Here is a 14,484-nt window from a genome sequence, read left to right as displayed (position 1 = left end):
CAACAAAAGTCTCAAAACGGTGAGAAGGAAGAGCAAGGACAACAGTCACAAAATCAGCAAGAATCTGAAAATAAAACAGAAAAGCAAAAAACAGAGCAACATCGACCGAAACGAGGTGAAAAGCAGGCTCAGGAACAAGGTGAGCCAATGCAGGCTCAAGTGCAGCCAAAAAACACGCATCGGGATGATCCTGAATTCCGTCGTCTAGAAGCAGTCGAAAGCGCTCGCGATCCAAGCTTTTTGATTCGTGCACAAATGCAGCTTCAAGCTCAACAAAAACAACCTCCACAACAATCTCAAAAGGAGTGGTAAGCCCATGATGAACAAAGGCGTACAACTGATCTTTATTCTTGTGGCCAGCCTATTATCCAGCTTCTCGGTGATGGCACAGACGCTTCAAGCAAGCGTCAATAAAACACAAGTTGCTAAGAATGAAGTGATCAACCTCAGAATCATGGCAGATACTGAGCTCAGCTCAGATGCAATTGACTTTAATGTACTTGAGAACGACTTTTTCTTGGGTCAACCTCGTTATGGGCGCTCCAGCAATAACATTAACGGAAGAAAATCTGTACGTACTGAGTGGAGTATCTCGATTGCGCCGATGAAAGAAGGTGTTCTGACTATTCCGAGCTTTTCCGCAGATGGTATGAGAACGGAGCCAATAAAGCTTCGTGTCACCGCAAGCCAAGCTGAACCCAATCTCGATAACCTATTTAGCTTTAATATCAGTGTCGACAACAGCACGCTGTACCCTCAGCAATCTGCGACATTACGTATGCAGCTTTTGATCAAAGCGGATACCCGCCGTCTTGATAACCCACAAATTGTGCCTCCACAGATTGAAGGCATGAAGCTTGAAGCTATTGGTGGCTTACAGCAGGGACAAAAGATCTTAAATGGATTAGAAGTAGCGGTCATTGAACAGTCGTTTCGCTTAACGGCGAATCAGCCGGGTACTTACACCTTGATAGGTCCTAGACTGACAGGCTCTTACATTTATGGCGACAGCTTGACGGGCTCTACCAAGATCATGCCAATCAACACCAAAGCTGAGCAAATGCCTATCGAGGTAAAACCAATTCCAAGTGAATTTGAAGGGGAATGGCTTCCAGCTTCAGCGTTAGAAATGACGCAGAGCTGGCAAGACGATCAAGGCAATCCACTGTCGGTTAATGCGCTCAACACTGTCAAACAGGGCTCTTCACTCACTCGAAGCATTCAAATTAAAGCTCGCGGAACACAAGCCGAATACCTTCCACGAGTAAGTATTGATTATCCAAGTTCACTACGGGTCTACCCAGAACAGCCTCAATTCGACAGCGCGAGAGATGGCACCGTTATCATGACCGTGAAGCAAGTCATTATCCCCACTGAGGCTGGGTCATATACCTTGCCGGGATACCATTTGAACTGGTGGGACAGTCAAAATGATGAAGCAAAAAAAGCGACGTTACCAGAGCTACAATTAAAAATAGAGCAAAGTGACACCGGGCTTATCACGTTGCCGGAATCGCCTCTGCCAACACCACCTGAGTCAGCCATCAGTCCCGAACCAAACGGTGGAGTGAGCAGTCTCTGGCAAACCCTGACCTTTGTTTTCGCTGGACTTTGGGTGGCGACGTTAGGAGTCGCGATTTGGGCATGGAAGAAGCGTCCTATGACGGCGAGTAAAACGGTTTCGAATACCGAGCAACCTCTTTGCGTTGATGCGTTGAAAAAAGTCATCAATGAAGGGGACGCTGCTAAAATTGAACGCTCAGTAAACGAGTATCTAAACACTCACCGAGACAGGTTAAGCCCTGGTGATGCGCAAGCCTTAAAACAAGAGCTTGACGCCATGAACCAAGCGCGTTTTAGTGCCAATCAACAACCTTGGCGTCCAGACTCGCTACTGGCAAAAATTCAAAACCTTGGCAAAGCAAACGTAACGAAAACCGACCACCAGCTAGAAAAACTATAAAGAAAAATGGCAGCTCAAGTGAGCTGCCATTTTTCTTGTGCGGACCAAACTCACTTTAGCAGTTTTATCTAAAAATCAACCAAACTGTCTCAGTAACTTTGATGTTATGAGCATCACTTATTCAACAAAAGCTTGATGCTCGTACTCATATCGCCTTACGCAATTTCGACCATGACTCTTCGCTTGATAGAGAGCCTTATCCGACAACTGGTAAAGATGGTCGAAATTAAAGTCTTTGCCTTTCGTTTTGTAACAAGAATAACCGACTGACACGGTGAGCAGCTCACCTTCTGGGTTGTGTTGGTGTTTGATGCCTTCATCTTCAATGCATTGACGAATACGTTCCGCTCTCTGCTTTACCGCCTCTTGATCAGAGCCGATCATTAGTAACACAAACTCTTCTCCACCAATGCGACAGAAAACCTCGTCTTCACCTTTGGTATGATGATCCAAGATATGACCCACGCGCATTAGTGCGATATCCCCTTCGAGATGGCCATAGTGATTGTTAAATAACCCAAAGTGATCAATATCAATCAGGATAAGACCAAAGGACATCGCTTCCTCACACTCTAGCGCGCAATATTTCTGCATCACATGTTCTAACATACGGCGATTGCCAAGACGTGTCAGAGGGTCAAGTTTAGAAAGTACCTCAAGCTGTCGGTTGGCTTCTTCCAACTCTTTGGTTCGGTTCTGTACTTCTAACTCCAGGTTTTCGTTTAATCCGCGAATCGCCTCTTGCGCTTGAGTGCGCTGCAAAACCTCCGCTAGACTGGAAGCGAACATACGAATCACTTCACGTAGCTGAGAAGTCAGCGGCGCGCGCGTCAATAAGTTATCAACGGCAATAAAAGCGATGGGCCCGCTGCTATTCGAAGTCAAAACCGTCATCGCAGCCCAGCCAAAGCCGACAATATTACAGTCATGATAAATAGGAACGGATTCCTCAAATGCAACTTCACTAGGTACGGCGCGAGCTAAATTGATCAACGAAAAGTCTTGTGTCTCACCAAAGAAATAAGACTCATCCACCACATTGCCTTGAATGTCAGTCCCCCAAGTACCTTGCATGTATGAGCAGTTTTCATCGGTCAAAAACACCGCCATCCGATCAATACCAAGATTTTTGATGGCAAAAGTGACGGCCGATTTACATACATCACTGACGGTTGTACAGCGTGATAGCTCAACCATGCTTGAATGCAACATACGCACGTTCTGCTCTTGGCGCTTTCGAATGTAAATTTGTGAGAAAAGGGAGCCAAACGAGTCCAACATCTGTTTTTGATACGCTGTTATCGGCTTGCGATGAATAAAGTTATCAAGCGCGAACCAACCAAATGGCTCATTGCCATCACGTAGAATCAACATCGCGTTCCACCCCTGCCCAACCACTTTACCTGCTGTGTATATCGGCGCATCTTCCACGATCACTAGGTTGCTCTCAAGGCTTGACAGCGCAGCGATGTATTCTTCGCTCAGTTGGTGTAAATCGTATTGCGTGTGGAATTCATCAATGGTGATGCCTGATTCATCCGTGCCGTACGTTCCACTGAAACTACGCTTTTTCATATCTAGAAGCATCAGTGTGGAGCGATCAAACCCCAACCGTTGACGTAGCGCTTCGACGGCTTTGTAATACAAATCTTTTAAGGAATCAGGGTTGGAGATCTCGAGAGCAACTTGCTGAACTAACTTCATGTTCTCGATAAAGCGCTCGCGTTGGTTAATTTCATCGACATATTGCGCTTCACGAATGTCTCTGTGTCTCATCTCTTGCGACGCATTTTTCTCGGCGCGAATGCACTGCCAACGCGCCGCTGCAAGCTGCATTGCATCATAGCTTTCTTCATAGATATTGTGTGCCGTGCGAGCATGAACAGACTGAATCAGTAGGTAGGTGCGTTTGATAGGCGTGTTATCGAGCATCATTATGTAACTATCTCCACCTAAATCTTGGGTGTGATTCCAGTTACAAGTATTGATCGCCAGAGGAATGATGCTTTCAGAAGTGTCAAACTGACTCGCCCACTCCCAGAAGCTGTCAGGATAGCTTTGGATTGGGTAAAGCTCCCCGCGAGAGAAACTCACAGAATAACGGGGATTGATTGAAGGATCTTCAAAAATGGCTAAGGCTTGAGGGGAGAACAAACTCTCTAAATGATCAAATATCGCCTCCGCTAATAAGCGATGATCCCTCGTTGAAGACACTTTTCTTGTAAAACTTCTTAAACTCACCCTACCAACCTAATCTACTTTTTTATTCTCGATAAAAAACTACTTAGGCCATCATATGCAATCAATACAATCAAATTTGAGCTGTTAAGTCATTCGCAAAATTATCAGACTTAGTTTCACATTCGAGAGCTCTTCAGCACTTTTATAACCGTATTTCACATAAGTTACATGTTCTATAAAAAAGGGAGGGATATTTGTGCTTCCTTGCAAGAATTATTGGTATAGGTTGGTGTTATAAATCTGCAGCTTGAAAAGAAAAAGGCCCCTCAAAAAGAGGGGCAAAGTTACCATCGCTTATAGTTATTTAGTTATGCTTGTAAATATGGCGAATTAACCGAAATCACCATTTACGTAGCCTTGAGTACGGTCATCTTGAGGGTTACTGAAGATCACTTGAGTATCGTTATGCTCAACCAGTTCACCCATTAGGAAGAACGCAGTACGGTCAGAGATACGACGCGCCTGTTGCATTGAGTGGGTCACGATAACGATGGTGTAGTTCTTCTTCAGCTCTTCCATCAACTCTTCGATTTTATGTGTCGCAATTGGGTCAAGTGCCGACGTTGGTTCATCCATCAGGATTACGTCCGGCTCCATCGCGATAGTACGCGCGATACACAGACGCTGTTGCTGACCACCCGATAGACCAAATGCGTGTGACTTCAGACGATCTTTCACTTCGTCCCAAAGTGCTGCGCCGCGTAGTGAACGCTCTACCACTTCGTCAATGTGTTTCTTGTCTTTGATACCTTGAGCACGTAGGCCGTAAGCCACGTTTTCGTAGATGCTCATCGGGAATGGGTTTGGCTTCTGGAACACCATGCCAACCTTGATGCGAAGATCCACGACATCAATGTTGCCGTAAATGTCTTCGCCGTCCATCGCCAGTTTACCCGTGATTTTCACGCCTTCGATTAGGTCGTTCATGCGGTTCAAACAACGTAGAAGCGTTGATTTACCACAACCTGACGGGCCGATAAGTGCCGTTACTTGGCGAACTGGAATTGGTAGGTTGATCGATTTCAGTGCTTGGTTTTCACCGTAGAATAAGTCTAGGTTTTCAATATCAAATTTGTTCATTTTCTTAATCTCTTAAATCTTGAATTCGTGTCTTTTAACGTGCGTTCTTAATTAGTGTTGTTAGTAAGTTGCGGTGTTAAAACGTCTAGCAATCAGTTTCGTTACCATGTTGATCAGAAGAACAACCACGATAAGCACTGTTGCGGTACCGTAAGCCTGATTCCATTCTTCAACGGTAAACAGTTCGGTAGTCAGTTTGTATAGGTGAACGGTTAATGTACGACCAGAGTCCAACAGAGAATCTGGAATACGAGCAACCATGCCTGCTGTCAGAAATACTGGAGCAGACTCACCAATGACACGACCAATACTAAGAATGACCGAGGTTAAGATACCTGGCATTGCGCTCGGAAGAATCAAACGCCAGATAGTGTAAATTTTTGAAGCGCCAAGGCCGTAAGAGCCTTCACGATACGTTTGAGGCACTGCCATTAGTGCTTCTTCCGTAGTACGGATGATCACTGGCAGAATAAGAATACTTAGAGTCAGTGCCCCCGACAGAATCGAGAAGCCCAGACCAAGAATTGCCACGAAGAACGTCATACCGAATAGACCGAAGATGATCGACGGGATACCCGCCAACGACTCAGTACAGAATCGGATAATTTTTACCAATCGGCTACCGACTTTCGCGTATTCGGTTAAGTAGATTGCCGTCATGATACCCAGTGGCGCCGCTACCGCGATGGATGCGATAACCATGTAGATGGTCGAGACGATCATCGGGAAGATACCGTGCTCTTCACCAGTACGTGTGTAGTTATCAGTAATGAAGTTCCAATCTACGTGTTGTAGACCATTTGATAGGATGTACCAGATAATCCAGAACAAAAAACCTACCGTTAGTGCTGCCGAAATCCAAACCAAAGCGTTAAAGACGTTATCTTTGAACTGGCGAGCTTGTTTTAGTTTTGCGCGATCCATAATAGTCACCTTTAACGAGCGATTACTTCGCTTTTTCTCGGTTTAGGTAAAGAAGTACAGCGTTCAACGACATGATGAAGACCAGAAGTACAACACCAGTAGCGTAAAGAGCGTTGGCGTGAATACCGCTTGCGTAAGACATTTCAATCGCGATGTTTGCGGTTAGCGTACGTGCCGAATCCAAGATGCCTTCTGGCATAGCAGGTGCATTACCCATCACCATGATGATCGCCATTGTCTCACCTAGAGCACGGCCAATACCCAAAATCACACCCGTCATGATGCCTGAACGAGCCGCTGGAACGAGCAATTTGAAGATTGTGTAGATTTTCGAAGCGCCAAGTGCCAAAGAGCCTTCTTTGTATGCGCGAGGCACAGCTCGAATAGACGTTTCAGATACCGTGATTACGGTCGGTAGAATCATCACACCAAGCACGATGATACCTGCCAAAATCGTGTTACCCGCAGGGACATTAAAGATGTTTTGAATCAGCGGTACGATGATGACCAAACCAAAGAAACCATAAACCACAGACGGGATACCTGCCAAAAGCTCAACTGCAGGACGAATAATATCCGCAAGACGCTTTGGTGCGATTTCTGCAATGAAGATAGCCGTCAGCACACCAATTGGTACACCAACGATTACCGCACCTGCCGTCGATACAATAGATGCAACAATCATTGTCGCAACACCGTAAAGTGCAGGCGGCAGCCAGTTTTGTCCAAGAACGATGCCCGATATACCAGCTTCTTGGAATGCCGGGATACTCTCTCGAACAATGAAGTATGCAATAACGGCTAATGAGACGATTCCGATAACGGCACTGGTTAGGAACAAGCCGTGGAAGATACGCTCTTTCCAGTCTACGCGACGTTTCTCGCGCAGGCCGGGCTTGCTGATAGCTTTAGCGTCAGTATTCATAAGCTTTTCACTATTTGTTGCGATGGTCATTTAAAAAATCTCACGGTTCTGGGCGTTTTGCCGGTGAACACTATGGATAGAAAAGGCTCAGCCCTAAATGGTGGGCTGAGCAAACTTAAGAGTCCCGATAAAATTAGTGAACTGAGATGTAACCGTTTTGGTCAACTAGCTTTTGCGCATCTTCAGTTAGCATCCAGTCTAGGAATTTTTGCGTTTCAGCTGATGGCTTGCCTTCTTTGTAAAGAACAAGGAATGGACGAGCTACTTTGTAAGAACCGTTTTTCACGTTAGCTACCGTTGCATCAACGCCGTCGATTGCTAGAGCATTAACAGTGTTGTCTACAGTACCAAGAGAAATGTAGCCGATTGCGTATGGGTTAGATGCAACCATTGTTTTTAGTGCGCCGTTACCGTTTGCAACTTGAGCACGTTGAGAGATAGCTGATACCTTCTTACCAGAAATCTTCATTTTAAGAGACATGATGTCTTCAAATGCGCCACGAGTACCTGAAGCCGTGTCACGAGTAATTGCTACGATTGGCTTGTCTGCACCACCGACTTCTTTCCAGTTTGATACTTCGCCTTTGTAGATTGCAGTCACTTGCTCTGCTGTTAGGCCAGGCAGTTTGTTTTGTGGGTTAACAACCACTGCGATACCATCACGAGCAACCACTTCTTCGATTAGTGTTGATTCTTTTTCAGAGTCTTTTAGATTACGAGAAGACATACCAAGGTCTGCTGAACCATTTTTTGCTGCTTTAACACCAGCTGAAGAACCAGGGCCTTGAACTTCGATAAATACGTTAGGGTTCTTCTTCATGTACGTTTCAGAGAAAACTTCCATCAGTGGAGTTACGCTGCTAGAACCCACTGCAGAGATAGTTTCTTTAGCAGAAACAGGAGTCACTGCCATTGCGCCTAGAAGTGCGATTGCACCGATTACTGTCTTTTTCATCACAATTTCCTTAAGTGGCTTTATTGCCGTTGTGTTTCACTTGAACGGTGCTCACTTTAGAATTTGAATATGACAGTTGTGTTTCACTTAGTTGAACCCTCTATGACACGTTGTCATTTCTGTATATTAATTCCGCGACTGATCCCTCTACCGTTTTTAGCTTAGCGCTTTTATAAATTGCCGCGCGTTCAAAATGATAACTCCATCGATTTTGGTACATTTCATAACAATTGGATATGAGTAAGTCATTGATTTGACGAATATGGCAATTAAAATCGAAATGCTTATTTATAAAAAAGATAATAATCAAACCGATAGAGGGTCAATCATGCGTCAATTTCTTAGTACGCTTTCTATTAAACTTCAGGTCTTTTTACCTGTTCTATTCACCGTTGTATTACTCATCATTGGATTGAGCGTCGGAATCGGCAAGCTCGACCAAGCATTCAATAAGGTTTCCACTTCCACCAACAAGCTGATCATTCATAAAGAGGAACTCAGCGCCATCGTAGACAACACCTACGCTATGCGCATCAAAGCCATTTACAGTCTATTTAGAGCCGAAGATGTCCAATCTCTCAACCAAGAACTGTCTGAACGACAAAACAAAAACCGCGATTTTCTGAATTCCATCGATAGCCTCCCAGGCGTTCAAACCGAAGTGAATACTATGCGCAAAGCCATGGATCACTATGTTGATTTCACGCGCGTCACCATGACACCTCTGCTCACCACCAAACACTCTTCTGGCTACACCACATCCGATTTCAATCAAAAGTACGAATCTGCGATGGCAGAATATCGATTGGCTGGCGAAGCAATGATCAACGCCATCGACAACCTGTCTAAACAATTGAATCAAATCGTCACCGATGAAGTGGAAGCGAATGGCGAACAGCATTCAACCACGCTCACTTACAGTGCGGTTTCACTTGCGGTGATCTTGAGTGCTGCTTCGCTTATTAGTTGGATACTAGCCAGCTATATCGTTGCACCGATTCGTAACCTTCAAGGAACCATGCAAGAAGTCGCGAAGGGAAATCTATTGGTTAAAGCCGAAGCCATCGGAAAAAACGAAGTGTCGCAACTGGCTCAGGATGTAAACCAAACCATCGACAAACTGCGTGAAACCGTGAGTGCATTAGTTCGAATTAGTGAAGATGTGGCATCAGCATCGACCGAGTTAGCGACTGTTATGACTCAAAGCAGCGTTAACTCAGATCAAGAAAAGCAAGAAGTTGAGCAAGTGGCTTCGGCAATCAACCAACTAGAATCGACTGCAGCTGAAGTGTCGACCAATGCACAAGAAGCCGATAGCGCATCAAATCAAGCACGCATGCTTACCTCACAAAGTCTGAGCATGTTTGAGGAAAGCACTCGCGCAAGCGAAAAAATGGCAGAACAACTCAACGAAGCCGCAGCTGTCGTGACATCGCTGAAAGATCAATCAGAACACATTGGTCGCGTGATCGAAGTGATTGAAGGCATTTCTGAGCAAACCAACCTGCTTGCACTGAATGCAGCGATCGAGGCTGCACGAGCGGGCGAAAGTGGCCGAGGCTTTGCGGTAGTCGCCGATGAAGTACGTATGCTAGCGGCGCGAACTCAGGAATCGACGAAAGAGATCCAAACCATCATCGAAGAGCTTCAGCAGCAATCGGGCCACGCAAATGAAAGCATGCACTCTAGCTTAGCCATGTTGTCAGACAACCAAGCTCTGGCACAAGAAGTTAGCCAATCACTTGCTAATATCAGTAATGCTATTGCCGCTCTGAACTCAATCAACACGCAAGTGGCGACCGCATCAGAAGAGCAGAAACAGGTCACGGCTGATATCAACAACAACTTAACGAACATCTATGAACTAGTGAGCCAGAACGTGACTGGCATTACGCAGTCCGCCTCTGCCGCTCAAGAGCTTTCAGGCTTAGCGGAAAACCAAAAGCACCAACTTAAGCAGTTCCAAGTTTAAACATTCTGCTCAACACGATAAGTGCCAAAGGTTAGAAAAGAAAAAGCTCCGCACTGGCGGAGCTTTTTATAAAGGCAAAGCTATCAATCTTTATTAACGTAATAAGTATTATTCATCTGTCACTAACAAGAGAGAGCTTTTGAAACTTGAGTCTAATGGATCTCTATTGAAAACCTCACCATTAGTCGTATCAAGAGTAGCAACATGCTTACCATCACCATTAGGTGTGTTACTCCAAATATTACGTCCTAAAATATCGTCCTTGTCTGTCAGTGTATAACCGCTCGCAAAGCCTGTACCATTCATCGCTGGGCTATAGCAAGCTTGCTCCGTTAACGATACCAACTCTTTAATGTTTGCTAGTCGCCAATTCTTTTTGCCAGCAAAGTTGTGTAGAGGGTGGTTACCGGACGGATTACGAATTTGTTGGGCCGTAGACAGCGCGAATTGCCATGACATCGTAGCTCGCGTTCCGGTGCATTCTTCGTTTGCTGCATTCCATGTCATACCGACTGGACAGCGCATCCATGTAAGACCTGTTTTTAAGTCAGTTACAGTTCCCTTATCTGAATAAGTGTAACGTGTATTAGGTGCTGTTTTAGCAAACTCAGTCGAACACTCTTGTGCTGCCATTGCTACTTGAGAAGCCAACACAAGAGATAGCGCGGTCATTAGTTTCTTCATCTTATTGTCCCTTAACTGCTACTAGACGGATTGGGAATTGGTAGGAATCATAGGCATCTTCACTTGTACTGCTTGAGCGAATCTCAACGAATGAAGTGGCCCCTCTATCTGCGCCCCGAGAGACAATTGCGGGGAAATAAATCTCACCATCCATGAGCTGTGATGATGTTTCCGTAAACCTAAAACCATCATGCCAAAACGCACCTTTTTCTAAATAAGGGCTGCCTAAAGTTTGCTGTGGGAAGTATTTGACATTAAAACCATACACATTGTTCGGTTCATATTCTGTGCTCGGCGCAAATAGTGTCTTTTCACCGAAATCTAGTAAGTCATAAGTTTCACGGTAAGTAGGCAGGCGCCAACCAGTGATTCCACATAACGATTGTTTGTTTATGTACTCAACGTATTGGCTCGTAGTACAAATTTCATCGCCCACCTCTTTACAGCCCGCAAGATCTACATCTTTGCTAAATGGCTTAAATGTTTCAGACTCAAACGCAAATAGGCGGTCTTTAAATTGAATAGAGCTCGCATCCGCACTCTTGTTTTCCCAAACAAGACCAGTACGCTCATCCAAAGTGCAAGCCCACTCAGTGGCATCTGCAGCTAAAGCAGCGCCTTGTGAATCTAGCTTAACGAACTTAAAGCCCGCGCCTGTCGACGTTTGCTTGTCCTGTTTGTCGAAGCCGTATTCCGCATCTTGACCAGGGTAAGAAGCTTGAACCTCTGCAACGTCTGCAGCGCCATCAGCAAAGTGAAGAATGGCACCCGTATCGTTACTACCAACCGTTTGTTCAGCAACCGCTGCAATTTCTTCAGCAAATGCACTCACTTCCGCTTCAGACAAAAGATCAGAGGCTAGCGATTTACCTTGGAAGCTAAGACTTTGAGCAAGCAGCGCTACGCCTTTGGTCATTTGTTGTGGTTGCATCGCAGCTAATAGCGCAACCGTGTTTTGCTCTAGCTTGTCTAGCTCGCTGGCTTCTGCGTTAGACATCACCGAACCATTCAGCGAAACGCCTACACTAGCCAGTTGCGCTTTAACAATCTCTTCAGCTTGAGCAACGGTTTTACCGTCAACCACAAGACCTGCGAGCAATGTTGTTACACCATTTACTGTGTTACCCGTGGCTAAGTTTTGGCCTGGAGCTGCAAGACGCAACGTTTGGTTTGAGCCTTGATCAACTTGAGCAAGAATCGTGCTAGTCAAAATGTTCTTGTCGCTTGACGTCAGGGAGAACTTACCAGCATTATCCGTTTTAGCACTCGGTTCAGTAGTATCACAAACGTAGTTCTGGTTTAAATCGATACATACTGGCGTATCAAGAAGTGTACCTGCAGAAACGATGGTGCCAGCTACATTATAGGTCGGTGTTGACGTGTCACCACCAGAACCACCGCCACAACCAGCTAGGGCTAGTGACATAGCAACGAAAGAATATTGAAACTTCATAAATTTTGTCTTCTTTAGATTTTAATTAACGAGAACGAATCACTCTCACCATTGAAAGCAGGAAAAGTCCTAACAAGGTCCAAGGCGAACCACTGCCACCTGAACCACCACCACTGCTTTCTTTAGTGGTATCAGCACTACACTGATACTGAGCAAAGTGACTCACACCCCACTCTTTCAACACCCCAGAGTTCCCTGACACGCGGTCAGATACTTCGAGACGCCAAGTACCCCAACTCGGCTGACCGACAAGTGCTTGTAACTCCTCGTCATACTGAGCGGTGAAGTAACCTTTAAATCCATTGGTATTGCTTGATTGATGGCTAAGTAGCACAACCGATTTACCTTGTGGAGACACAAGCGTCACTTGCAGATCCTGCAGTGAGTCATGTTCGATGTTCAGGTAAACCGCAAACGAATCATCAATCGTGCGTGACTTGTCCGATAGCGTCTGAGAGAACAATCTGTCACCCTGCTCCGGCAAAGCGGAGTTCACTGGTTGAGGCTGGATATCGAGCTCTGGCGTACCATTAACCAGCATCAACTTTTCACTCCACTGGTGAGTCTTTAAGCCCTCAGCAAATTGGTAATCCAATGAGATAGAGGAATCGAATTGCGTGCCACATGTCAGACCGCTTGGTAAAGCCACCTTCATTGAGGTCGAGTCAGAAAGCGTTTCATCAAAATCGAAAACGGATTCGTTGTTTAGCTGCCATTGCCCTTTGATGCTCGCTTCACGGCCAGTTTGGCTCAGGCTCACACCAACGTCTTGACCTTGTGCGATGTATCGAGCGTCATAGCGAACGCGAAGAGGCGCTTTAAGTAAGTTGTGTTTGTTGAAGCTGTCCGTCAGGAATTGGGCATAGTCTTTATTTGGGAACAAAGTGTTTGCGGCAAACACGGTCGATTCCGCCAGATCATGCATTTTCACGCCACGACCAATGCCATACATGCCTTCAAGGACAATGGCGTCAAACTCGCGGAACACGCTATCGGTGTCATCACCGTATCGTTCAATCGATGCTTTAAGCGCTTGGAACAATGGCGTTGACCACAGCTCATCGCCGAGTTCACCGCCCACACTAACGTGCGCTGGATACTCTGAGCTCTCGAAGTAACGCGCTCTTTGGTTCCATAAGCTACGAGTTGTTTTGCGTGTTCCGAACATACCGTCCCAGTTGAACACCGTATCTAACTCGAATTCTTGGCCACGGCGAGCTGCGTCTAAATACTGTGTTCGGTAGCTCGCGCTGCCCGCCCAGTAATCACCAACACCTTCTCCAATCGCGCCAGTATGTCCATACGCCCAATCAGGAACGATTTGATAGTGAATCCCGTGTCCTAGCTCGTGCAAAATCACATCTGCATCTGCAGCATCTGGAGATACTCCGCCAACGCCTAACATCAGCGCACGCGAACCTGTGTAGTAAGAAGAGTTGTCGAGCGCTAAACCACGCCCATCAAAACGAAGCGGCTCTTCAAATAAGTCATAGCTCAAGCTCGATAAGTACTGCAGTGAGCTATCAAGATGGTAAAACGCCATCAACTGCAAAAAGGCATTGTCGCCAAGTTGAACTCTTTGCATCGCTTTTACATCCGCAAAAGATTGAACCCCCTCAGGCGGCAAAATACTGCTGGTATCACGCACAGGCTCCGCACCTACCGCAGGTGAAGACAGTAATGCAAGTGCATCCACCTGTTTAACGCGCTCGTTAGCTAGGTAGAACTTGCCACCGGACTGCAAAACTTGAATCTGCTTCTCAACATATTGAAGTGGCTGCGGATAATCCTCTAACGAATTCCACGCAGAATCAGGCGCAGCTTGTTGTTGCATTGTACGTAAATCAGGATCAAAGAGTGAGACGGGAACGGTCACTAACTCACCAGAGCTCAATGCTGGCGGCTCAGTCACTTCCAATCGAACAGGCAGCTCCAGTTCTCCGGCTGGCATCGCCTCACCATTACGAATCACCGTATCTTCAAGGCTTTTGAAAATACGCTCAACTTGACTGTCTTGGTTAGTCGACAGCACAATGGTGCGTTGCGGTTGATACTGCCCATCGACCCACACATCAAAGTTGTAATGATCTCCGAGCTGAGAACGGGTTTGATAGCGAAACTTAAGTTCGCCAGCGCTAGCGTAATTGGCTTGTAAGTAGCGCAGCGCTTCGGCTTGGTTCGTGACCGTAATAGCCGCGCTAGGGTAATCCCACTCAGCAGCGTTCGTCACTTGAACGCCTGCCAACGCAAGAGAAAGCGCTAAAAGTTTGAGTTTCATGCAGGGCTC

Annotated in this window: 10 protein-coding genes and 1 pseudogene; 3 read left to right on the top strand and 8 right to left on the bottom strand. The window is 45.9% G+C overall.

The window, feature by feature from the left end; all coding sequences use genetic code 11:
• Together NL645_RS00300 and NL645_RS00295 are read left to right on the top strand one after the other, a co-directional pair.
• Positions 1–312, top strand: a pseudogene (locus NL645_RS00300) (hypothetical protein); the annotation flags it as partial.
• A 4-nt stretch (positions 313–316) separates the two neighbouring features.
• A complete protein-coding gene (locus tag NL645_RS00295) occupies positions 317–1,963 on the top strand; it encodes a BatD family protein (RefSeq protein ID WP_253650937.1) in 1,647 nt (548 codons plus the stop codon).
• A 117-nt stretch (positions 1,964–2,080) separates the two neighbouring features.
• On the opposite strand, the gene NL645_RS00290 is transcribed toward NL645_RS00295, so the two are convergent.
• The 5 genes from NL645_RS00290 to NL645_RS00270 form a co-directional block, all read right to left on the bottom strand.
• Positions 2,081–4,204 (bottom strand): GGDEF domain-containing protein, encoded by a 2,124-nt coding sequence (locus tag NL645_RS00290; RefSeq protein WP_006741920.1) that lies wholly within the window; start codon positions 4,202–4,204, stop codon positions 2,081–2,083.
• Positions 4,205–4,534: 330 nt separating this feature from the next.
• On the bottom strand, positions 4,535–5,284 hold the full coding sequence (pstB, locus tag NL645_RS00285; RefSeq protein ID WP_253650936.1) for a phosphate ABC transporter ATP-binding protein PstB: 750 nt from the start codon (positions 5,282–5,284) through the stop codon (positions 4,535–4,537).
• A gap of 60 nt (positions 5,285–5,344) precedes the next feature.
• Positions 5,345–6,208: a phosphate ABC transporter permease PstA gene (pstA, locus tag NL645_RS00280; protein ID WP_005397882.1), complete on the bottom strand. Its 864-nt coding sequence runs from the start codon at positions 6,206–6,208 to the stop codon at positions 5,345–5,347.
• A 22-nt stretch (positions 6,209–6,230) separates the two neighbouring features.
• Positions 6,231–7,163 (bottom strand): phosphate ABC transporter permease subunit PstC, encoded by a 933-nt coding sequence (gene pstC, locus NL645_RS00275; protein ID WP_005397881.1) that lies wholly within the window; start codon positions 7,161–7,163, stop codon positions 6,231–6,233.
• A gap of 103 nt (positions 7,164–7,266) precedes the next feature.
• On the bottom strand, positions 7,267–8,088 hold the full coding sequence (locus tag NL645_RS00270) for a phosphate ABC transporter substrate-binding protein (protein ID WP_005397879.1): 822 nt from the start codon (positions 8,086–8,088) through the stop codon (positions 7,267–7,269).
• Positions 8,089–8,416: 328 nt separating this feature from the next.
• On the opposite strand from NL645_RS00270, the gene NL645_RS00265 reads away from it, so the two are divergent.
• Positions 8,417–10,060: a methyl-accepting chemotaxis protein gene (locus NL645_RS00265; RefSeq protein WP_253650935.1), complete on the top strand. Its 1,644-nt coding sequence runs from the start codon at positions 8,417–8,419 to the stop codon at positions 10,058–10,060.
• A 108-nt stretch (positions 10,061–10,168) separates the two neighbouring features.
• On the opposite strand, the gene NL645_RS00260 is transcribed toward NL645_RS00265, so the two are convergent.
• From NL645_RS00260 to NL645_RS00250, 3 genes are read right to left on the bottom strand one after another with little or no spacing between them, the layout of a single operon-like run.
• Positions 10,169–10,744 carry a DUF1566 domain-containing protein gene (locus NL645_RS00260; RefSeq protein ID WP_053808314.1) on the bottom strand — a complete coding sequence of 192 codons (576 nt, stop codon included), beginning with the start codon at positions 10,742–10,744 and terminating at the stop codon, positions 10,169–10,171.
• Between the two features lies 1 nt (position 10,745).
• The gene (locus tag NL645_RS00255; RefSeq protein ID WP_109169202.1) at positions 10,746–12,197 is read right to left on the bottom strand and encodes a DUF1566 domain-containing protein; all 1,452 of its coding nucleotides are present in this window, start codon (positions 12,195–12,197) and stop codon (positions 10,746–10,748) included.
• A gap of 25 nt (positions 12,198–12,222) precedes the next feature.
• Positions 12,223–14,475 carry a proprotein convertase P-domain-containing protein gene (locus tag NL645_RS00250; protein ID WP_253650934.1) on the bottom strand — a complete coding sequence of 751 codons (2,253 nt, stop codon included), beginning with the start codon at positions 14,473–14,475 and terminating at the stop codon, positions 12,223–12,225.
• Positions 14,476–14,484 lie beyond the last annotated feature (9 nt).

This window comes from Vibrio sp. Y51_MX_L26 (assembly GCF_024181935.1).
Taxonomy (GTDB): Bacteria; Pseudomonadota; Gammaproteobacteria; order Enterobacterales; family Vibrionaceae; genus Vibrio; species Vibrio diabolicus.
The sequence above is the reverse complement of the archived record's forward strand: the minus strand, read 5'-3'. Positions and strand labels throughout refer to the sequence as shown.

Coding starts and splice junctions, on each gene's coding strand:
- NL645_RS00295 (WP_253650937.1), top strand. CDS start 317: ATGATGAACAAAGGCGTACAACTGATCTTTATTCTTGTGGCCAGCCTA.
- pstB (WP_253650936.1), bottom strand. CDS start 5,284: ATGAACAAATTTGATATTGAAAACCTAGACTTATTCTACGGTGAAAAC.
- pstA (WP_005397882.1), bottom strand. CDS start 6,208: ATGGATCGCGCAAAACTAAAACAAGCTCGCCAGTTCAAAGATAACGTC.
- pstC (WP_005397881.1), bottom strand. CDS start 7,163: ATGACCATCGCAACAAATAGTGAAAAGCTTATGAATACTGACGCTAAA.
- NL645_RS00270 (WP_005397879.1), bottom strand. CDS start 8,088: ATGAAAAAGACAGTAATCGGTGCAATCGCACTTCTAGGCGCAATGGCA.
- NL645_RS00265 (WP_253650935.1), top strand. CDS start 8,417: ATGCGTCAATTTCTTAGTACGCTTTCTATTAAACTTCAGGTCTTTTTA.
- NL645_RS00260 (WP_053808314.1), bottom strand. CDS start 10,744: ATGAAGAAACTAATGACCGCGCTATCTCTTGTGTTGGCTTCTCAAGTA.
- NL645_RS00255 (WP_109169202.1), bottom strand. CDS start 12,197: ATGAAGTTTCAATATTCTTTCGTTGCTATGTCACTAGCCCTAGCTGGT.
- NL645_RS00250 (WP_253650934.1), bottom strand. CDS start 14,475: ATGAAACTCAAACTTTTAGCGCTTTCTCTTGCGTTGGCAGGCGTTCAA.